Source organism: Bacillus cabrialesii (assembly GCF_004124315.2).
Lineage (GTDB): Bacteria > Bacillota > Bacilli > Bacillales > Bacillaceae > Bacillus > Bacillus cabrialesii.
This window is the reverse complement of record NZ_CP096889.1, coordinates 1,702,589-1,722,541: the sequence shown is the minus strand read 5'-3', so window position 1 is coordinate 1,722,541 and position 19,953 is coordinate 1,702,589. Positions and strand designations below refer to the sequence as shown.

Below are 19,953 nucleotides of genomic sequence, written 5' to 3'. Positions count from 1 at the left end.
CACCTTACTTTCCGATTTCTAACGCCTTCATCAGCATTCCCTTTGTGGCATTCATCGCCGTGACATTCGCCTCGTATGATCTTGTGCTGCTGACAAGGTCAACCATTTCTTTCAACGGATCAACATTAGGCTTTTGTACATAACCTTCAGCATTTGCATCAGGGTTTGTCGGATCATAGACAAGATTAAATTCCGAATCATCTTCTGTGACTTTTGAAACCTTTACACCGTTTCCAGCATTGCCGCTTCCGCTCATTTGTGAGTTAAGAATGGAAGAGAACGATTCACCTTTTGACTGTAGGGAGACCATTTTTCTTCTGTAAGGCACCCACTCTCCATTCACCTGCTTAGCTCTTGTCGTATCCATATTAGCCAAGTTAGACGATACAACGTCCATTCTGACACGCTGAGCTGTTAAAGCTGATGCTGAAACATTTAAGCTATGAAAAGCTGTCATCATTTTCCTCCTGTTAATACGGTCTTCAGCGAATTAAATTTACCGTTCATTCTTTCAACTAAAGCTTGATAGTTGATTTGATTTTGTGCCAACTCTGTCATCTCTTTGTCGACATCAACATTGTTTCCGTTTTGCTGATACGATGTATCTCCGCTCGTTACAATTGAATAATTCGAATCAGTATCAGAAAAATCAACATGACGATAGTCTGTTTTTATCGCATCAAGACGCGAGGATTCTTGATCTAATAAATTTTGGAAAGAGACTTTTTTTGCCTTATAGTTCGGTGTATCTATATTGGCGATATTATTAGTTATGACTTTTTGCTTAATATCCGCTCTGTTCAAGGCATTTTCAAGATTTTGTATCGTTCCAGAAAATAAGCTCAAATCCACTTACCTCCATTTCAGTTTTTTTCACCCTCATTATCCTTGTCGAGAATTGTAAAACTATATGCTTATTGTAAGAAATAACAGGCATAAAGTCTATGAAGTTCGTGTAAAAAAATGTCCTCACAATTATCTATTTTACAACTAGGTACATAGTCCTAGATTATTTGAACTACGTTTTCGGCTTTGATATAAGCCTGAAAATAGCAGAATTTCTGTTTTTTCTTTATTATTTTCGTCATTTTTGAGTCTTTTTGAAGGAAAACATAAGTTTTATTAAAATTATTACAAAGAAAGACTTTCAACCCAGGAAATAAAGCTTAGTGATTTCCTTTATTTGAAATAAAAAAAGAACCCCTTTATGAAGGAGTTCTTTTTGTGATTAATGAGATTTTAGATTTTCTAGTTCAATTAGGAATTTGTTGTTTAGGACTTTGATATAAGTACCTTTCATTCCTAATGATCTTGACTCAATGACACCCGCGCTTTCAAGCTTTCTGAGTGCGTTAACAATAACAGAACGGGTAATGCCGACGCGGTCAGCGATTTTACTTGCTACAAGTAGGCCTTCGTTTCCGTCAAGCTCTTCAAAAATGTGCTCAATTGCTTCAAGCTCACTGTAAGAAAGCGAACTGATAGCCATTTGAACGACAGCTTTGCTTCTTGCTTCCTCTTCAATTTCTTCTGCCTTTTCTCTCAGAATTTCCATTCCGACAACTGTAGCGCCGTATTCAGCAAGGATTAAGTCATCGTCATTAAATTGATCCTGTAAACGTGAAAGAATGAGTGTTCCTAATCTTTCTCCGCCTCCGATGATCGGTACAATTGTTGTTAAACCAGCTTGGAACAGGTCTCTGTTCTCAACAGGAAAAGCAGTATATTCACTATTAATATCCAAGTTAGAAGAGGTTTCAGGGACATTAAACAGATTTTTCGTATATTCTTCAGGGAATTGACGATCCTCAAGCATTTTTTTCATACGATCATTTTCAATTTGCTGATTAATAGAATATCCAAGGAGTTTGCCTCTGCGGCTTACAACGAAAATATTGGAATCAATTACATCCCGCAACGTCTCCGCCATTTCCTTGAAGTTTACCGGTTTCCCTGCCGCAGCTTGCAGCATGGAGTTAATAATTCTTGTTTTTTGTAATAAAGCCATGTTAAATAATCCTCCTAAACATTCCTCTTATTAAATTTTTCACAATATAAATTGACTTAAATCTTTGTTTTTGGCTATCGTTCCGAGCTTATCTTCGACATACTGCGGTGTAATCGTTATTTTCTCCATTGTTACATCAGGAGCTTCAAACGACAGATCTTCTAATAGACGTTCAAGTATTGTATGAAGGCGTCTCGCACCAATATTATCTGTGTCCTGGTTCACATGATAAGCTACTTCAGCAATCTTATGAATAGCTTCGTCAGAAAATTCAAGAGATATACCTTCTGTCTGCAATAATGCCTGATATTGTTTCAGCAGCGCATTATCCGGCTCAACCAGAATCCTCACGAAGTCGTCTACCGTGAGTTTGCTCAGTTCTACACGAATCGGAAAACGCCCTTGCAGCTCAGGAATCAAATCAGATGGTTTGGCCATATGAAACGCTCCTGCTGCAATAAATAACACATGGTCTGTTTTTACCGAACCATATTTAGTGACAACGGTAGAACCCTCAACGATCGGAAGGATATCCCGCTGAACGCCTTCTCTTGATACATCGGCAGAGGATGATGCGCCGCCGTTTTTTGCAATTTTATCAATCTCGTCGATAAAGATAATGCCGCTCTCTTCCGCTCTCTGAACAGCTTCCTGGCTGACTTCATCCATATCGATGAGTTTGCTTGCTTCTTCATTCGTCAGGACTTTTCTGGCTTCTCTGACTGTCATTTTGCGCCGTTTCTTTTTCTTTGGCATTAATCCGCTCAGAGCATCCTGCATATTCATACCCATCTGCTCCATACCCGAGCCCTGCAGCATGTCAAACATAGAAGGCTGCTGCTCTTCGACTTCTACTGTTACATAGTAGTCTTCGAGCTCTCCTAAAGCGAGCTGATGCGCCATGCGTTTTCTTTTTTCCTCAATGTTGGCTTCTTCCTGGCTCTCCGCTTCATCTTCGCTGTTCGGCTGGCTCCCGCCAAAAAACATTTCAAACGGATTTTTAACGCCTGATTGTTTTTTCTTCCCAGGAACTAACAGACGAACAATGCGTTTGTTTGCATTTTCTTCTGCCTGCTCCTTTACTTCATTCATTTTCTCTTCTTTTATAAGCCGAACAGAAGTTTCCACAAGGTCTCTGACCATTGATTCAACATCTCTGCCTACATAGCCGACTTCGGTAAATTTTGTTGCTTCAATTTTGATAAATGGCGCTCCTGAAAGCTTGGCGATTCTTCTGGCAATTTCAGTTTTTCCAACGCCGGTAGGCCCCATCATTAAAATGTTTTTCGGAACGACCTCGTCCTTCAGCTTTTCATCCAGAAGACTTCTTCTATAGCGGTTTCTTAATGCCACGGCGACAGCTTTTTTCGCGTTTTGCTGACCGACAATATATTGGTCTAACCGATCTACAATCTGTCTTGGAGTTAACGGTTTTTTTTCCATGCGCCTCAAGTCCTTTCTATTCAAGCTCTTCCAGTATGATTTGATCGTTCGTGTAAACACAAATTTCGCCTGCTGTTTCTAACGCGGCTCTAGCAATCTCACTTGCAGACATACTTTCACCGGCATGCTTTTTCAAAGCTCTTCCGGCTGCCAAAGCATAGTTGCCTCCTGATCCAATCGCGAGAATGCCGTCATCTGGTTCAATCACCTCGCCTGTTCCCGATACGAGAAGCAAAGTATCCTGATTCATAACAATCAGCATGGCTTCAAGCTTTCTAAGCACTTTATCGCTGCGCCATTCCTTCGCAAGCTCAACAGCCGCCCGTTTTATGTTGCCGTTATATTCTTCAAGCTTAGCTTCAAACTTTTCGAATAAAGTGAAAGCGTCTGCAACAGATCCTGCAAACCCGGCAAGAACCTTGCCGTTAAACAGTTTTCTCACTTTTCTTGCAGTGTGTTTCATGACAACAGCCTGACCAAATGTCACTTGCCCGTCTCCGGACATAGCGCTTCGTCCCTTATGCTGCACGGCAAATATTGTGGTCGCATGAAAAGATGACATAAAGGGCCTCCTTTAATTTTTCTTAAAAGCTCTTGGATGGTGAGACATATATGTGTTTCTCAACATTTCCTTCGAAACGTGCGTGTATATCTGTGTCGAAGACAGATTGGAATGCCCGAGCAGTTCCTGAACGCTTCTCAAATCTGCTCCTTCGTTTAACAGATGAGTGGCGAACGTATGTCGAAGCATATGCGGATGGATATGTAAAGTACCGGACGCTTTTTGAACAAGCCCGCTCAAAATATGTCTGATGCCTCGGGCCGTAAGCGGTCCGCCTCTTTGATTTACGAATAATAGGTCATGAGGTTCTTTTGCTTTCATCAGCAAGCACTGTCTTCCGCTATTCATATATACCTTCAACGCTTCGCGGGCGTAAGACCCAAAGGGGATATAGCGCTGCTTCTTGCCTTTACCGTGAACAAGGACAGTGTCCATAAATAAATCAACGTCGTTAACAGTTATGGAACAGCATTCACTGACCCTCATTCCGGTGGCATAGAGAAGCTCTAACAGCGCTTGGTCCCTCATTCCGGTCGGCTGGCTTATATCTGAAACTTCAAACAGTTCCTCAAGCTCTTTTTGATATAGAAACTTCGGTATCCGTTTCTCTTGTTTTGGCAGATGAACAAGCTGAAACGGATTCTCTTCAACAAGCTTTTCACGCATCAGAAACTTATAAAAGCTTCTTAATGCAGATATCTTTTTGCTTATTGTTCTTCTCGATAAACCTTTTTCATAGGCTTCCGTCAAAAAAATCCTAGTATCTTGATATGCAGCTTCTTCAAATCCATTTATACCTTGAACGCGCAGGAAAGTCTCGAATTCTTCAATTGAATCCACATAATTCACAATAGTATATTGTGAATAATTTTTTTCAATTTGTAAATATTCTACGAATAACTTTACGAAATTCTTAACATTCTCCATGCCTAATACCTCCCCAGGAAGGGCTTTTAAATGGTATCACAAATCGCGTTCAGGTTGCAATCAATACCTATATTGTTTTCGAAATTGTTTGAATTGTCTCAATCGCACGATTCGCGTATTGTTCATTACGCTCTTTTTTATTTTTAATTTTAACAGGCAATTCTTTTAAAAGCCCAAAGTTTGCATTCATCGGCTGGAAGTTCTTCTGGTTTGTTGTTGTAATATAGTGAGCCATACTGCCTATTGCTGTTTCCTGAGGGAAAGTAACAAGCTCTTCTCCTAAAACAAGTTTAGCCGCATTAATACCTGCTACTAGTCCTGAAGCAGCTGATTCCACATATCCTTCTACTCCCGTCATTTGGCCTGCAAAGAACAGATCACTGCGGTTTTTAAATTGATAAGTAGGCTTTAACAGGCTTGGAGAGTTAATGAACGTGTTTCTATGCATCACGCCGTATCTGACGATTTCTACATTTTCAAGGCCCGGAATCAATTTGAGAACTTCCTTTTGGTCTCCCCATTTTAAATGAGTCTGGAATCCTACAATATTATAGAGTGTTCCTGCTGCATCATCCTGTCTGAGCTGAACAACAGCATAAGGACGCTTTCCTGTAACAGGATGCTCTAAACCAACCGGCTTCATCGGTCCGAAAAGCATTGTTTTCTTTCCCCGTTTTGCCATGACTTCAATCGGCATGCAGCCTTCAAAGAAAATTTCTTTTTCAAATTCTTTTAATGGTACTGTCTCTGCCGATGTTAATGCTTCATGAAAACGGTCAAACTCTTCTTCTGTCATCGGGCAGTTCAAATATGCCGCTTCACCTTTATCATAACGGGATTTCAAGTACACTTTATCCATATCAAGGCTGTCTTTTTCTACAATTGGCGCAGCTGCGTCATAAAAATATAAATAATCCTCTCCAGTCAGCTCTTTCAGTTGGGCAGACAGTGATTCAGATGTTAATGGACCCGTTGCGATAATGGTAGGACCTTCAGGAATTTCTGTCACTTCTTCATTAATAACGGTTACGTTTGGATGATTTTTAACCCGATTTGTCACACTTTGGGCAAATTCATGACGGTCTACTGCAAGAGCGCCGCCGGCAGGCACCGAACATTCGTCAGCAGCCGCGATGATGGCGGAATCAAGCGCCCGCATTTCTTCCTTTAATACACCGACAGCGTTAGCGAGCGTATTGGAACGCAGGGAGTTGCTGCACACAAGCTCGGCAAATTTATCTGTATGGTGCGCAGGCGTTTGTTTAACAGGGCGCATTTCATATAACTTGACTTGAATCCCCCGTTTGGCAAGCTGCCATGCCGCTTCACTTCCTGCGAGTCCGGCTCCGATTACATTCACTGTTTGTTGGTTCATCTTTCACATCTCCTAGTTTATTATTCAAGGCCTTCTTTTAACACACAAAGAAGGTGAGCAAGACCCTGCTCACCGCTACTTCTGTGGTTCTTCCTTATAATCGCATTCCACGCATTGGACTTGTATGCCTTTTTTGAGTTTTTTCTCGACCAGCATTTTTCCGCATTTCGGGCATTTTCGTTCAATTGGTTTGTCCCAAGAAACGAATTCACACTCTGGATAACGGTCACAGCCGTAAAAAACCCGTTTCTTTTTCGATTTTCGCTCTACAATATTACCTTCACCGCAGCTCGGGCACTTCACGCCGATTTGTTTCACAATCGGTTTGGTGTTCCGGCAGTCCGGGAAGTTGGAGCAAGCTAAGAATTTACCGTATCGGCCCATCTTATATACCATTGGAGAATTGCACAATTCACAATCTTCCCCTGCATATTCCGGCTCGATTTCAACTTCCTTCATTTCCGATTCAGCTTTTTTGACCCGTTTTTCAAAATCGGTATAGAAGTTATCAATAATTTTAACCCATTCGGTGCTGCCTTCTTCAACATGATCAAGGTCTTTTTCCATTTTCGCTGTAAACTCAACGTTAATGATTTCCGGGAAAAATTCCATGATCAAGTCAAGAACGATCTGTCCCAGTTCAGTCGGAACAAAGCGTTTATTATCCAAACCCACGTAGCCGCGCCGCTGAATGGTATCAAGCGTCGGAGCATATGTGGAAGGACGGCCGATTCCTAGTTCTTCAAGGGTTTTAACGAGCCGTGCCTCAGTAAAGCGCGGAGGCGGCTGGGTAAAATGCTGCTCCGGTTCTATATCTTTTGATAATACCGTGTCGCCTTCTTTTAAGTCGGGCAGCATCCGGTCTTTTTCTTCCAGTTGGTCGTCTTTTCCTTCAACATACACCTTCATAAACCCGGAAAATTTGACTTTACTTCCATTTGCACGAAATGTCAAACCATTGTTTGTCAAGTCGACACTCATTGTATCGAGAACAGCAGATGCCATTTGGCTGGCAACAAAGCGCTCCCAAATTAATTTATATAATCTCATCTGATCTCTGCCAAGTACTGCTTTTAATTCACTTGGTTTTCTGAGAACTGATGTCGGGCGGATAGCTTCGTGAGCGTCCTGGGCATTTTCATTCTTTTTCGCAGGCTTGCGTTTGCCGCCTAAGAACTCTTTGCCGTATGCCTGATCAATAAATGCAGCTGCTTCATCAACCGCCGTATTTGAAATACGAGTTGAATCCGTTCTCATATACGTGATCAGACCGACAGTTCCTTCTCTTCCAAGATCGATTCCTTCATATAATTGCTGTGCAATCATCATCGTTTTCTTCGCTCTGAAATTGAGCTTGCGCGCCGCTTCCTGTTGCAGGGTGGAAGTGGTAAAAGGCAAGGCTGGATTACGCTTGCGTTCCTTTTTCGTTACTTTTTCAACTGTGTATTTATTGCCTTTAAGCTGAGAAAGAATGTCTTTTACATCGGCTTCACTATTTAAAGGAAGTTTTTTGCCGTTTTTTCCGAAAAAGCTCGCTTCAAACGTTTCCTGTCCTTTTAAGAACGTGCCGTCAATCGTCCAATATTCCTCTGGCTTAAAATCGTTAATTTCTTTTTCACGATCAATAATCAAACGGAGGGCAACGGATTGCACGCGGCCTGCGCTAAGCCCTTTTTTGACTTTTTTCCAAAGGATAGGACTGATTTTATATCCGACAAGCCTGTCTAAAATACGTCTCGCCTGCTGTGCATCCACTAAATCCATATTGATCATGCGTGGATGCTTAAACGATTCCTTAATGGCGTCTTTTGTAATTTCATTAAACACCACACGGCAGTCTGAATTGAGATCTAAATCAAGACTGTGCGCCAAGTGCCATGCAATCGCTTCCCCTTCTCTGTCGGGGTCGGCTGCGAGATAGACTTTTTTGGCCTTTTTCGCAGCCGTTTTCAGCTCTTTTAATACCGGTCCTTTTCCTCGAATGGTAATATATTTCGGTTCGAAATTCTGTTCTATGTCAACTCCCATTTGACTTTTCGGAAGATCCCGGACATGTCCCATTGATGCTTTCACTTTATATTTTTTACCTAAGTAACGTTCAATCGTTTTCGCCTTAGCGGGCGATTCCACGATGACTAGATAATCAGACATTTTCATCCCCCTCAAGAGGTGTTCTCTCTCTTTTCAAGTATTTCAATTTTATTTTTGCAGCTGTCTTTATTTGGCTTTCAACATTTCATTCTTTATGATGAACGTCATTATTTAAACAGAAAACAATATGCAACTTTAAATCCTCACTATTATTAAATATTACAATACCGTTTGTCAAACGATAATTCAAAAGAGTTCCGTATATTGAACGTTTCTCTCCGGAAGCTCCTCGAAAATATCGTCTGCTGACCTTATGGCTTTAGCCCCCTGCTGAATCAGTTTTATAGGACCTCCGGCGTAAGGGTCAAATAATGAACCGGGTACGGCAAATACTTCTCTCCCTTGTTCCAGCGCTTGATATGCAGTAATCAGTGAACCGCTTTTTTCTTTGCCCTGTACGACAATAATGCCTTCACTTAGTCCGCTGATGATACGATTTCTCATAGGGAAATGCCATTTTTGGGGTTTGGTTTCAGGTGGGTGTTCTGACAGAAGGATATGGTGTTTAGCCATGTGATCTGCTAACTGAAGGTTTTCCCGGGGATAAATATGCTGAAATCCGCCTGCAATGACGCCGATTGTCCGCCCCTTCGCCCTAATACTTGCAGCATGGGACATTCCGTCTATCCCAGACGCCAGCCCGCTGACAATCACCCAATCTTTACGGCAAAGCTCTTTTGTAAGATGATTGATAACTTGTATCCCATAAGCTGTCGGATGTCTTGTCCCTACCATTCCAATTTTCCTCCCTTTCGATAGAAGGGTCATATCACCCTTAGCAAACAGGACGGCGGGGGGATCATAAATCGTTTTCAGCCAGATAGGATATTGCTTTGAAGAAATCGGGATGGGGATAATGCCTTCCTCATGGTAAGCATCAAGCAGACGCTGAAGCTTTGGATAATGTTCTTCTATTTTGTTTTTCAGTGCAGCTGTCTTTATTTTACCGCGAGTAACAGTTTCTAACACGGATGATGTCAGCGACATAGACGGATCGGCTTTCCACCATTTTAATAGAAGAGATGGGGATAATAATTGATTGATTCTGCAAATCATTAAACAGGCAGCGGCCTGATCCAATATATTGACCTCCTTTTGACAGAAAAAGCAGGAACAGCCTTGATGGCTGTCCCTTCTTTATTAATGCGTTTTGCAAGTTTCGAACAAGTTCTTTTCTTTCAGCACTTTAATTAAGGTTTCACCCATTACAGAAGGTGTCTCTGCAACTTCTATTCCGCATGCATTAAGGGTTTTGATTTTTTCATCAGCTGTCCCTTTCCCGCCTGAAATGATGGCGCCTGCATGCCCCATGCGTTTCCCTGGAGGTGCTGTTTTACCGCCGATAAAACCGACGACCGGTTTTGTCATGTTGGCTTTTACCCACTCTGCCGCTTCCTCTTCAGCAGTACCGCCGATTTCGCCAATCATGATGACAGCGTGTGTGTCAGGATCTTCGTTAAACGCTTTTAAAACGTCAATAAAGTTTGTGCCATTTACAGGGTCGCCGCCGATTCCAACAGCTGTAGATTGTCCTACACCCGCTTCTGACAGCTGGTGCACCGCTTCGTATGTTAATGTTCCTGAACGCGATACAACGCCTACATGGCCCTTTTTATGGATATATCCAGGCATAATGCCGATTTTACATTCTTCAGGCGTAATGACACCAGGGCAGTTCGGCCCTATCAGTCTCGTTTTCTTGCCTTCCATGAAGCGTTTGACCTTCACCATGTCCAAAACCGGAATATGCTCTGTGATACAAATCACGAGATCAAGCTCGGCATCTACCGCTTCCATAATCGCATCAGCTGCAAATGGTGCCGGCACATATATAACAGACGCGTTAGCGCCGGTCGTTTGAACGGCTTCAGCCACTGTATTAAATACAGGAACACCTTCCGCTTCAGTTCCGCCTTTTCCAGGTGTTACACCGCCTACGATATTTGTGCCGTATTCGAGCATCTGCTTCGTATGAAATAAAGCGGTAGAACCTGTAATCCCTTGCACAATAACTCTTGTATCTTTATTAATAAAAACACTCATTATCTGGTCCCCTGCCTTTCATTCTTTCCTAAACTAAGGATACGATTTTCTGCGCGCCGTCAGCCATTGATTCCGCAGATGTAATATTTAATCCTGATTCACTAAGGATTTTCTTCCCTAGATCCACGTTTGTGCCTTCAAGACGGACGACAAGCGGCAATGTCAAACCGACTTGTCTTGTCGCTTCAACAACCCCTTCTGCGATGACATCACATTTCATAATGCCGCCGAAAATGTTGACAAAAATCCCTTTAACGTTTTGATCAGAAAGAATGATTTTAAATGCTTCCGTGACTTTTTCTGCGGTTGCACCGCCGCCCACATCAAGGAAGTTGGCCGGTTCTCCTCCATAATGCTTGATAATATCCATTGTGGACATTGCAAGTCCCGCGCCGTTTACCATACAGCCAATATTTCCGTCAAGGGAAATGTAGCTTAAGTCATATTTGGACGCTTCGATTTCTTTCGGATCTTCTTCATCCAAATCTCTGTACTCCAAAATGTCCTTTTGTCTGTACAACGCATTGCTGTCGAAATTCAATTTCGCATCAAGCGCCATTACATTTCCGTCACCAGTGACAACGAGCGGATTAATTTCGGCGATTGAGCAGTCTTTCTCAACAAACGCTTTATATAGTCCAAGCATAAATTTAGCAGCTTTTCCCACGAGCTCCTTTGGAATATTAATAGCGAATGCGATTTCTCTGGCTTGATAGCCTTGGAGGCCGACAGCCGGATCAATGACAGCTTTTTTGATTTTTTCCGGTGTTTTCTCCGCTACTTCTTCAATTTCCGTTCCGCCTTCTTCAGAAGCCATCAGAACGATTCTGGAAGTGGCGCGGTCAAGCACGAGCCCTACGTAGTATTCTTTTTTAATATCGCAGCCTTCTTCAATAAGTAAGCGTTTTATTACTTGGCCGTCCGGACCCGTCTGATGTGTAACTAGGGTCTTCCCTAAAAGTTCTTCGGCATACGCTTTCACTTCGTCTAATGATTTTGCTATTTTTACCCCACCAGCTTTGCCTCGACCGCCAGCATGAATTTGAGCCTTTACGACATAAACCGAGCTGGATAAGCTCTTTGCTTTCTCAACTGCTTCTTCTGCTGTAAAAGCCACTTTACCTTCAGGAACAGATACCCCATATTTTCTGAGGACTTCTTTTCCCTGGTACTCATGGATATTCATTTCCCATCCTCCTAACTTATGTAACAAAACTAAAATAGACTGCGCTTTCATTCTATAATAATACTGGAAGAATTGTCTAGAGTTCGATGCAAAATCTTTAAATCCTTCTAAACATTCAAACTTTTATTTTATTAAAAACATAAATTTCTAACGGAGGATGGGGAATATTTCAGCTATTTTTTGTTTTTTACACTTTCATCCAATCTGTAAATGAACGAAAAAATCTCGGCTACTGTTTCATAAAGAGCTTCCGGGATTTGATCATACACAGTCAAATGACGCATTAATTCGACAAGGGTCCGATCTTCTTGAATCGGGACCCCTGCCTTTTTCGCTTCTTTGATAATGTTGTCGGCTACATGGCCTTTTCCTGTGGCAATCACTCTCGGCGCCTTGTCTTTTTGTTCGTCATAGTGGAGAGCCACTGCTTTTCTGATCGGCGTCTGTTCTTTCATATTTTCACATCCACTTCCTGATCACTGATGCTTGTTACATATTGATCGATTGAAGCCTTCTCTTCGGAGTGAATCCTTTTTTTAGCGTTTACTCCTGAAAGGCTGTATCCCATTTCCTTGAGACCTTGTTTAAGCGCGGGCACCATCGGATCAATCGCAGCCTGAAGCTCGAAATCAGTCTCAATTGTAATGGTCATAACTTTTTGCTGTATCAGGCAATCAACGACGGTTTCTTTTAACGTATCCAGCTGCAGCAAAAACAAAAGGCGGCAATGGGATGGATCAAGCTTTCCGTCCGCTTCTTTCTTTCCTTTAAACAGAACCGTCATGTCCTGAACCCCCGACTTCGAAAACAGCGGAAACGACATTACAATTTGGCTGTATGACGGATGGTCCTGCTGCATGAAAAGCTGGCCGTTTAGTTTATGAAACAGCTGATCAGCTTCCTGTTTGACTGGTTCGGCTACCTCATGCGACGCTCTTGCGGCATGAAGTGCCAGCTTGATGGATTGTATATCGTCAGGTGTGACTGCGCCTCCTTGTTCAAACGCTTTAATGAACGCAAGCTCGTCCCTTGCGCCGATTGCCGTTTTCACTTTGGATAAGAAAGAAAGAACATCTGCCTTATCCGCCAAATGAGGGGCTGTCTGCTGAACAGCCTTTAAAAAGACTTCGGCTTCCTGATCTGTGACTTGTGCCGCCTGTAAAACAGCAGAAACTTCTTGCGGCTTGCTATCACCCGATGAAGCAGCCGCTTTAATCCAATTTGCTGCTTCTTTCACAATTTGGAGACTGTTTTTTTCTGCAGAATCCGCCAGCTTTGCCAACAGCTGACGGGCTTCTTTGATTGGAATGTCTGCTGCTGTTTTAATAGGCTCTCCTTGTATGCTTCTCTGTTCCTCTGTGTTTGCAAGCGACAAGCTGGCCTTCCCTGAGGGCTCGGCTGGTGCGCTAATCTCCCTGTTTCCAGATGTATTGCCTGAAGAAGGTGCTTTGGTATTGTCTGTTAAAGAGATAAGCTTAGCAATCAGACGCTCTGCGTGGACATCGATTTCACTATTAAAAAGTGCCGTAACTGCTTCTTTCAGCTTTGCCGTGATTTGACCCTGCTGAGGATTTTGATTGATTGCCTGAAGAAGCTGGGATACGTGCTGATGCAGCGGAACAGGCGATTTCACAGCATGAACACCGCTCAAAACCTCGGGGTGAATGGGGAGATCACGCTTTAAAGCGAACAAAACCGTTTCAATCGCTTTTTTTGCATCTGAAGCAGGCAGTGTATCCATCCAGCGGACAGCTGTTTTGATATCATTTTCTGTTACGGGTGTTTTGCTTTTCAGCATAGCGCCAGTCATCATGATAGCAGCATTTGACGGCTTCACAGACATGGCATTTAAAAGCTTGCCAGCTGCATCCTGAATGGTTTTGGGATTCTGGCCAAAGCTTTGAACGACCTGAAGGCGCCCTGTCTGTTCTGCCGTTTTTTTTTCGTAGGAAAACCAATAGTATGCCTGAGGACGAAGCTGGGTTTCAAGTTTTCCCTGGATCGTTTGATTACCGACTTGGATCAGCGCATGCTGGTCTCCTAATAAACGAAGCACTTTTCCTAAAAGGAGACGCTTCTCCCCGTTTAGCGATTCGCTGGCATTTGTCGTTTCCTGCGTGACTGGTGTATGTCCAAAAAGGTGCTGCAGCGCCTTTTGTACATCATTTCGTATATTCATTGAAAAGAGGTGCCTCCTTGTCCACTGGTTTAACTGAATGATTGAACAGGAGCGAAAGTTTTGCGGTGCAATTCAGTTGGGCCGTATGCTGCGAGAGCTTCCAAATGTTCTTTTGTCCCATAGCCTTTATTTTTTTCAAAACCATACATCGGGTATATTTTGGCATAATCGCTCATCATTCGGTCTCTCGTTACTTTCGCGATACACGCACCTGCCGCAATAGACACGCTTTTAGCATCGCCTTTTATAATTGATGACTGATTCGTGTCAAGCGGCAGCGTCATTGCGTCAACAAGCAAATAATCGGGTGTATCTGACATATCGTGTATCGCTTTCACCATTGCCATCTTTGAAGCTTCATATATATTAATTTCATCAATAACAGAAGCTTCTACAATTCCTATTCCAACCGCCAGCGCTTCTTTCATAATAAGCTCGTAATATTCCTCACGCCTTTTTTCTGAAAGCTTTTTGGAGTCTGTCAGCCCAAGTATTTCACATTCCTCTGGAAGGATGACTGCGCTGGCGACAACGGGTCCGGCCAATGGCCCCCGGCCGACCTCGTCAACACCGGCAATCAAGCGAAATCCTTTGTTTCTTGCCAGTCTTTCATATGAAGTCATGTTGACCCATTGTTCTTTCAGCGCTTTTTCTTTCGCCTGCTTTTTAAGCCATTGCTCTACAAGCGTTTGAACGCTTTTTCTCGGGTCGTTTTCACACTGGGCAAGGAATGGGTCATGTTCATCCTTCACTCCCTGCAAACGGTCTTTAATGTCCTTTACGGTTAATGTATTCACTTTCTCTTCTCCCTTACTGTATGTATCGGTTCGCCCAGGAAAAAATAAAGACCCGCATTTCTGCGCGCCTTTACATAGTCGGCTGTTCAAATGACAGCCTGCCGAACTTTTCAGTGCGGATATCGCGAATGATGACTTCAGTCGTCTTATCGTAGTTAATGAGCCCTCCGCTCATGAGACAGCCGCGCTTTTCACCTATTGCATCAAACAACTCCGCTATGTCCTCTGGGATTTCATCAAGGCCGTAGCGCTCTTTAAGCCGTTCAGGATAGTGTTCTTCGAGAAAACGAAGGCCAAACACGGCAACGTCCTGCAGATTGATTATCGAGTCTTTAATAGCCCCGGTGACTGCGAGCCTCAAGCCGACAAGCTCGTCCTCAAATTTAGGCCATAGAATTCCCGGTGTATCTAAGAGCTCTAATTCTTTCCCGACTTTGACCCACTGCTGTGATGTCGTAATACCAGGTCTGTCTCCCGTTTTCGCTATGTTTTTCTTTGCCAGCCGGTTGATGAGCGTTGATTTTCCGACGTTTGGAATGCCTATGATCAAAGCGCGAATCGCTCTCGGCTTCACGCCTTTCGCTCTCATCCGGTCAAATTTCTCCTGGAGAATCTCTTTTGACGCCGGCACAATTTGATTTAAGCCTTGACCGTTTACAGAATTAATGGATAGAGAGCGGATCCCCTGGTCCTCAAAGTGCTCTTTCCACCGCTGTGTAACTGCCGCATCTGCTTTGTCCGCCTTGTTTAACAGCATAATTCGCGGCTTATTTTTTAGAATGTCTTCAATCATTGGGTTTCTTGATGACATCGGAATTCTGGCATCTACCAATTCATATACAATATCGATTAATTTTAATTTTTCGGTTACTTCCCGCCTTGCCTTTGCCATATGGCCCGGGAACCATTGAATTGTCATGTGACACGAACACCGCCTTTATCTCTTCAGTATGCATGATTCTTTGTTGTACTTTATGTATTTTACGATGCCTGTACGGCATTTTCAAATTCTGTATAAAAAAAGAGCTTGTTACAGGTAACAAGCTCTTTTCGTTCGTTATCATTATCGTCTGATCTCTTTAATACGAGCCGCTTTTCCGCGAAGTTCACGCAGGTAGTAAAGCTTAGCACGGCGTACTTTACCGTAACGTACAACTTCGATTTTCGCGATTTTTGGTGTGTGTACAGGGAAAGTACGTTCAACACCAACACCGTAAGAAATCTTACGAACTGTGAACGTTTCGCTGATTCCACCACCACGACGCTTAATCACAACACCTTCAAAGATCTGGATACGCTCACGGTTACCCTCAACAACTTTAACGTGTACACGTAAAGTGTCACCAGGACGGAACGCAGGAAGATCAGTACGAAGCTGTTCTTTTGTGATATCTTCAATTAGTTTTTGCATCGTTTTCAACTCCTTCCAACAGATGCTCTTGGCCACAAAATCCGGCACAGCGGAACATCGTTTTCAAGCTTGCAGCGGATAAGCCCGCTTAAGCCACAAGTAGTATCTTATCACAATTTCATAGTCTATGCAATAAAATCTATTCTTTTTCCCATTCGGAAATCCATTTTCTTTGCTGCTCTGTAAGCGGATAGTCTTTCAAAAGATCCGGACGTCTTACATAGGTCCTTCTGATCGATTCTTTATTTCGCCATTCTTTGATTTTTTCATGGTTTCCTGATAGAAGTGTGCCAGGCACTTTTAAACCTTTATAATCTGCCGGTCTTGTATAATGCGGGTGTTCTAACAGGCCGGTGCTGAATGAATCCTCAATATGGGAAGCCTCTTTGCCCAGCACACCAGGAAGCAGCCTGACCACACTGTCTGCAATCATCATTGCGGGAAGCTCACCGCCCGTTAGAACAAAGTCGCCAATTGATATTTCATCCGTCACCAGATGCTCGCGAATGCGTTCATCATAGCCTTCATAATGCCCGCAAATGAACAGCAAATGCTCTTCCTTCGCTAATTGCTCTGCTTTTTTTTGGGTAAAACGTTCACCTTGCGGACAAACGAGGATAATACGCGGAGCAGCGGCTGCCTTTGCAGTCAGGTCCTCGACCGCGTCAAAAACAGGCTGAGGCTTGAGAACCATGCCCGCGCCGCCGCCATAAGGATAATCGTCCACAGTATTGTGCTTGTTATCCGAATACTCGCGAAAATTCACAACCTGAAACTGCACCGCATCTTTGTCTTGGGCTTTTTGAAGAATCGATGAACCGAGCACGCCTTCAAACATTTCAGGAAACAGCGTCAAAAAGTCGATTTTCATTCGTCTATTAATCCTTCCATGAGTTCAATCTCAATTTTCTTTTCGCTGACATCGATATGTTTGACTACTGATTCAATGTAAGGAATCAACGCGTCTTTTTTCCCTTTTCGGCCGATGACCCATACATCATTTGCTCCCGGCGTCAAAATTTCTTTGACCTTTCCAATCAGCTCGCCGTCCTCGGTAAATACTTCGCACCCGATGATTTCGTGGAAATAAAATTCACCCTCATTCAGGTCTCCCAAATCTTCTTCAGGAACTTTAATGATTGCGTTTTTCAGTTCTTCTACTTCATTCAGGCTTGGTCTTTCTTTAAACTGCAGCAGATGAAATTGCTTATGCATTCTGTGCGTGTTTACCGTTACTTCCACTGGTTCGTTACGGCCGTCCATAAACAAATACAGCGTGTTGCCAGGCTTGTACCGTTCTTCGGCAAAATCCGTTTTCGAAATTACCCGTACTTCGCCTTTAATTCCGTGGGTATTTACGATTTTACCTACATTAAACCATCGCTTTGTCATATGATCACCTCTGGCGAATTTCAATTACTTTTCCGTCTTTTATGACGATGGTGTTTGCTGCTGTTTTCTCATGCCAGTCATCCCCGGCTTCAATCGTCAGCAGCGCATCGACTTCCTTTTCTTTCATCTCACTGCCGAGCGGCAATGTATGTACTTGAGCAATTTGAAAATCGATTATTTTTATATTATCTTTCCGCTTTTCTATTGCCTTTTTAAATTGTTCAATCATATCTGGGTTTTGCTGTTCTTTCTCATGTTTTCTAAGCTGAAAATAGAGCTGGCTGCATTCTCGTTCAAGCATTTGTTTCTTTTCGGCAAAAGAAGCTAAAAGCTTTTCTTTGCTGCGCTCGGTTAAGACTTGCATAACGGCTACACGGTGAATAATTTGCATCGCACCAAGCTCCCCGCTTTTAAAACTTTTTTCGGCCCAGGCTTTACTATTTTGCCTAAGCTTCTATCAGTTTACCCTTTTTTTGCGTGTAAAAAAAGGGGAGGTGCCGGCCCTCTCCCTTTTTAGTCAAATATCTCAAATTGAACTTTCTTAGAAGACTGTGCGCCAGCTGCAAATACAGCTGTTCGAATCGCTTTTGCAGTCCGACCTTGCTTTCCGATAACTTTACCGGTATCTGACTTATGGACAGATAAGCGCAGCGCAATCTTTTGATCGGTTTCTTCTCTTATGACGCGAATGTCATCTGGATGATCAACAAGCGGCGTCACAATTCGGACAATCAAATCTTCCAAGTGTTGATCAGTCATTACTTGCCTTGTTTAGCGTTGTGGAATTTTTCCATGATTCCTTGGCTAGAGAACAAGTTGCGAACTGTATCAGATGGTTTCGCTCCAGTTTGAAGCCATTTAAGAGCAAGCTCTTCGTCGATTTTTACTTCCGCTGGTTTTGCAACCGGGTTGTAAGTTCCGACTGTTTCGATGAAACGGCCGTCACGTGGTGAACGAGAATCTGCTACAACAATACGATAGAAAGGAGATTTTTTTGCTCCCATACGTTTTAAACGAATTTTTACTGCCATTTTACTAGCACCTCCGAAAATATTTCAACAAGATAGTATATTAACAATGATAAAAGTGTTTGTAAAGTGTTTTTTCTTAACAACGGTTTTATCATGTATAACCGATTACATAAAAGGTAGCTTAAACCCTTTTTTCTTACCTTTTGACATGTTTGTCATCTGCTTCATCATTTTTTTCATTTCGTCAAACTGCTTAAGCAGACGGTTGACTTCCTGCACGGATGTCCCGCTTCCTTTCGCAATCCGCTTCCGCCGGCTGGCATTGATGATATCCGGCTGTTCTTTTTCAAGAACGGTCATTGATTTGATGATCGCTTCCACATGATTCAGCTGCTTTTCATCCACTTGGATGTTTTTCAGGCCTTTCATTTTGCCTGCACCCGGCATCATTTGCAGAAGTTCATCAAGCGGCCCCATATTTCTGACCTGCCCGAGCTGCTCCAGAAAATCGTCCAATGTGAAGCTCATCGTTCTCATTTTTTGTTCCAGCTCTTTGGCTTTGTCTTCATCAACGCTGGCCTGTGCTTTTTCAATCAATGTCAGCACGTCACCCATGCCGAGAATCCTTGATGCCATGCGTTCAGGATGGAACGGTTCTAACGCGTCAAGCTTTTCGCCTAAACCAGCGAACTTAATCGGCGTGTTTGTGACCGCGCGAATAGAAAGCGCAGCACCGCCGCGTGTGTCTCCATCAAGCTTGGTTAACACAACACCGGTTAGCCCGAGCTGTTCATTAAAGCTTTGGGCAACATTCACAGCGTCCTGACCGGTCATTGAATCGACAACCAGGAAGATTTCTTCCGGATTCGCGATTTCTTTTACCTTGGTCAGTTCATCCATCAGTTCATGGTCAATATGCAAGCGGCCTGCCGTATCCAAAATGACATAGTCATAATGTTCTTCCTTGGCTTTTTCAATAGCCTGTTTAGCTATTTCCACAGGGCTGACCTGATCACCAAGAGAGAAAACAGGCATGTCAAGCTGTTTGCCGAGCGTTTCCAGCTGCTTAATAGCGGCTGGGCGGTAAATATCGGCAGCAACCAGCATCGGTTTGCGATTATGCTTTTTGCGCAGCAGATTCGCAAGTTTACCGCTTGTTGTCGTTTTACCGGCACCTTGGAGACCGACCATCATAATAACAGTCGGCGGCCTTTTTGCGACGGCGATTTTGCTCTCTTCGCCGCCCATCAGCTCAGTCAGTTCCTCTTGAACAACTTTAATGACCTGCTGGCCAGGCGTCAGACTTTTCATGACGTCTTGGCCTACAGCGCGTTCACTTACTTTTTTGACAAAATCCTTGACTACTTTAAAGTTAACGTCAGCCTCAAGCAGCGCAAGACGAACCTCACGCATCATATCTTTTACGTCTTGTTCGCTGACTTTCCCTTTTCCGCGGATTTTAGAAATCGTCTGCTGCAGTCGGTCGGCTAATCCTTCAAATGCCATAG

22 protein-coding genes are annotated in these 19,953 nt (G+C 43.2%); all 22 read right to left on the bottom strand.

What is annotated here, in order from left to right:
• Positions 1-4: 4 nt before the first annotated feature.
• The 22 genes from flgC to ffh all read right to left on the bottom strand — a co-directional run bounded on the left by flgC (position 5) and on the right by ffh (position 19,951).
• Positions 5-457, bottom strand: a complete 453-nt coding sequence (flgC, locus tag EFK13_RS08920; protein WP_129505824.1) for a flagellar basal body rod protein FlgC — start codon at positions 455-457, stop codon at positions 5-7.
• On the bottom strand, positions 457-846 hold the full coding sequence (flgB, locus tag EFK13_RS08915) for a flagellar basal body rod protein FlgB (protein ID WP_129505715.1): 390 nt from the start codon (positions 844-846) through the stop codon (positions 457-459). Before flgB ends, flgC begins: the two co-directional genes overlap by 1 nt.
• 382 nt (positions 847-1,228) lie before the next feature.
• Positions 1,229-2,008, bottom strand: a complete 780-nt coding sequence (codY, locus tag EFK13_RS08910; protein ID WP_003220850.1) for a GTP-sensing pleiotropic transcriptional regulator CodY — start codon at positions 2,006-2,008, stop codon at positions 1,229-1,231.
• A 39-nt stretch (positions 2,009-2,047) separates the two neighbouring features.
• Positions 2,048-3,460 carry an ATP-dependent protease ATPase subunit HslU gene (gene hslU, locus EFK13_RS08905; protein ID WP_283107639.1) on the bottom strand — a complete coding sequence of 471 codons (1,413 nt, stop codon included), beginning with the start codon at positions 3,458-3,460 and terminating at the stop codon, positions 2,048-2,050.
• Positions 3,461-3,467: 7 nt separating this feature from the next.
• The gene (gene clpQ / locus EFK13_RS08900; RefSeq protein WP_064813768.1) at positions 3,468-4,013 is read right to left on the bottom strand and encodes an ATP-dependent protease subunit ClpQ; all 546 of its coding nucleotides are present in this window, start codon (positions 4,011-4,013) and stop codon (positions 3,468-3,470) included.
• Positions 4,014-4,025: 12 nt separating this feature from the next.
• Positions 4,026-4,940: a tyrosine recombinase XerC gene (gene xerC / locus EFK13_RS08895; protein WP_064813767.1), complete on the bottom strand. Its 915-nt coding sequence runs from the start codon at positions 4,938-4,940 to the stop codon at positions 4,026-4,028.
• A 67-nt stretch (positions 4,941-5,007) separates the two neighbouring features.
• Entirely contained in the window at positions 5,008-6,315 is a 1,308-nt protein-coding gene (gene trmFO / locus EFK13_RS08890) for an FADH(2)-oxidizing methylenetetrahydrofolate--tRNA-(uracil(54)-C(5))-methyltransferase TrmFO (protein ID WP_129505717.1), read from the bottom strand.
• A 75-nt stretch (positions 6,316-6,390) separates the two neighbouring features.
• On the bottom strand, positions 6,391-8,466 hold the full coding sequence (topA, locus tag EFK13_RS08885) for a type I DNA topoisomerase (RefSeq protein WP_129505718.1): 2,076 nt from the start codon (positions 8,464-8,466) through the stop codon (positions 6,391-6,393).
• A gap of 186 nt (positions 8,467-8,652) precedes the next feature.
• A complete protein-coding gene (gene dprA, locus EFK13_RS08880; RefSeq protein ID WP_129505719.1) occupies positions 8,653-9,546 on the bottom strand; it encodes a DNA-processing protein DprA in 894 nt (297 codons plus the stop codon).
• Between the two features lie 60 nt (positions 9,547-9,606).
• Complete coding sequence (gene sucD / locus EFK13_RS08875) at positions 9,607-10,509, bottom strand: succinate--CoA ligase subunit alpha (RefSeq protein WP_003238566.1); 903 nt, start codon at positions 10,507-10,509, stop codon at positions 9,607-9,609.
• A 28-nt stretch (positions 10,510-10,537) separates the two neighbouring features.
• Positions 10,538-11,695 carry an ADP-forming succinate--CoA ligase subunit beta gene (gene sucC, locus EFK13_RS08870; protein WP_064813763.1) on the bottom strand — a complete coding sequence of 386 codons (1,158 nt, stop codon included), beginning with the start codon at positions 11,693-11,695 and terminating at the stop codon, positions 10,538-10,540.
• Between the two features lie 173 nt (positions 11,696-11,868).
• Entirely contained in the window at positions 11,869-12,150 is a 282-nt protein-coding gene (locus EFK13_RS08865) for a FlhB-like flagellar biosynthesis protein (protein WP_129505720.1), read from the bottom strand.
• Positions 12,147-13,874, bottom strand: a complete 1,728-nt coding sequence (locus EFK13_RS08860) for a hypothetical protein (protein ID WP_129505721.1) — start codon at positions 13,872-13,874, stop codon at positions 12,147-12,149. The genes EFK13_RS08865 and EFK13_RS08860 overlap by 4 nt, the downstream gene beginning before the upstream one ends.
• Before the next feature lie 29 nt (positions 13,875-13,903).
• Entirely contained in the window at positions 13,904-14,671 is a 768-nt protein-coding gene (rnhB, locus tag EFK13_RS08855) for a ribonuclease HII (RefSeq protein WP_129505722.1), read from the bottom strand.
• Between the two features lie 70 nt (positions 14,672-14,741).
• Complete coding sequence (gene ylqF / locus EFK13_RS08850) at positions 14,742-15,590, bottom strand: ribosome biogenesis GTPase YlqF (protein WP_129505723.1); 849 nt, start codon at positions 15,588-15,590, stop codon at positions 14,742-14,744.
• 144 nt (positions 15,591-15,734) lie between these two features.
• Entirely contained in the window at positions 15,735-16,082 is a 348-nt protein-coding gene (gene rplS / locus EFK13_RS08845) for a 50S ribosomal protein L19 (RefSeq protein WP_003220825.1), read from the bottom strand.
• 139 nt (positions 16,083-16,221) lie between these two features.
• On the bottom strand, positions 16,222-16,953 hold the full coding sequence (gene trmD, locus EFK13_RS08840) for a tRNA (guanosine(37)-N1)-methyltransferase TrmD (protein WP_129505724.1): 732 nt from the start codon (positions 16,951-16,953) through the stop codon (positions 16,222-16,224).
• The gene (rimM, locus tag EFK13_RS08835; protein ID WP_129505725.1) at positions 16,950-17,474 is read right to left on the bottom strand and encodes a ribosome maturation factor RimM; all 525 of its coding nucleotides are present in this window, start codon (positions 17,472-17,474) and stop codon (positions 16,950-16,952) included. Before rimM ends, trmD begins: the two co-directional genes overlap by 4 nt.
• Before the next feature lie 4 nt (positions 17,475-17,478).
• The gene (locus EFK13_RS08830) at positions 17,479-17,865 is read right to left on the bottom strand and encodes a YlqD family protein (RefSeq protein WP_014113772.1); all 387 of its coding nucleotides are present in this window, start codon (positions 17,863-17,865) and stop codon (positions 17,479-17,481) included.
• A gap of 122 nt (positions 17,866-17,987) precedes the next feature.
• A complete protein-coding gene (locus EFK13_RS08825) occupies positions 17,988-18,233 on the bottom strand; it encodes a KH domain-containing protein (protein WP_003220817.1) in 246 nt (81 codons plus the stop codon).
• Positions 18,233-18,505 (bottom strand): 30S ribosomal protein S16, encoded by a 273-nt coding sequence (gene rpsP, locus EFK13_RS08820; RefSeq protein WP_003220815.1) that lies wholly within the window; start codon positions 18,503-18,505, stop codon positions 18,233-18,235. The genes EFK13_RS08825 and rpsP overlap by 1 nt, the downstream gene beginning before the upstream one ends.
• Before the next feature lie 105 nt (positions 18,506-18,610).
• A complete protein-coding gene (gene ffh, locus EFK13_RS08815; protein ID WP_129505726.1) occupies positions 18,611-19,951 on the bottom strand; it encodes a signal recognition particle protein in 1,341 nt (446 codons plus the stop codon).
• Between the last annotated feature and the right edge of the window lie 2 nt (positions 19,952-19,953).

Bases quoted from the DNA above. Each gene is read 5' to 3' on its own strand.
- trmFO (WP_129505717.1), bottom strand. From the start codon at position 6,315: ATGAACCAACAAACAGTGAATGTAATCGGAGCCGGACTCGCAGGAAGT.
- sucD (WP_003238566.1), bottom strand. From the start codon at position 10,509: ATGAGTGTTTTTATTAATAAAGATACAAGAGTTATTGTGCAAGGGATT.
- trmD (WP_129505724.1), bottom strand. From the start codon at position 16,953: ATGAAAATCGACTTTTTGACGCTGTTTCCTGAAATGTTTGAAGGCGTG.
- rpsP (WP_003220815.1), bottom strand. From the start codon at position 18,505: ATGGCAGTAAAAATTCGTTTAAAACGTATGGGAGCAAAAAAATCTCCT.
- EFK13_RS08825 (WP_003220817.1), bottom strand. From the start codon at position 18,233: ATGACTGATCAACACTTGGAAGATTTGATTGTCCGAATTGTGACGCCG.
- EFK13_RS08860 (WP_129505721.1), bottom strand. From the start codon at position 13,874: ATGAATATACGAAATGATGTACAAAAGGCGCTGCAGCACCTTTTTGGA.
- codY (WP_003220850.1), bottom strand. From the start codon at position 2,008: ATGGCTTTATTACAAAAAACAAGAATTATTAACTCCATGCTGCAAGCT.
- rimM (WP_129505725.1), bottom strand. From the start codon at position 17,474: ATGACAAAGCGATGGTTTAATGTAGGTAAAATCGTAAATACCCACGGA.
- clpQ (WP_064813768.1), bottom strand. From the start codon at position 4,013: ATGTCATCTTTTCATGCGACCACAATATTTGCCGTGCAGCATAAGGGA.
- EFK13_RS08830 (WP_014113772.1), bottom strand. From the start codon at position 17,865: ATGCAAATTATTCACCGTGTAGCCGTTATGCAAGTCTTAACCGAGCGC.
- ylqF (WP_129505723.1), bottom strand. From the start codon at position 15,590: ATGACAATTCAATGGTTCCCGGGCCATATGGCAAAGGCAAGGCGGGAA.
- ffh (WP_129505726.1), bottom strand. From the start codon at position 19,951: ATGGCATTTGAAGGATTAGCCGACCGACTGCAGCAGACGATTTCTAAA.
- flgC (WP_129505824.1), bottom strand. From the start codon at position 457: ATGACAGCTTTTCATAGCTTAAATGTTTCAGCATCAGCTTTAACAGCT.
- EFK13_RS08865 (WP_129505720.1), bottom strand. From the start codon at position 12,150: ATGAAAGAACAGACGCCGATCAGAAAAGCAGTGGCTCTCCACTATGAC.
- topA (WP_129505718.1), bottom strand. From the start codon at position 8,466: ATGTCTGATTATCTAGTCATCGTGGAATCGCCCGCTAAGGCGAAAACG.
- sucC (WP_064813763.1), bottom strand. From the start codon at position 11,695: ATGAATATCCATGAGTACCAGGGAAAAGAAGTCCTCAGAAAATATGGG.
- rplS (WP_003220825.1), bottom strand. From the start codon at position 16,082: ATGCAAAAACTAATTGAAGATATCACAAAAGAACAGCTTCGTACTGAT.
- xerC (WP_064813767.1), bottom strand. From the start codon at position 4,940: ATGGAGAATGTTAAGAATTTCGTAAAGTTATTCGTAGAATATTTACAA.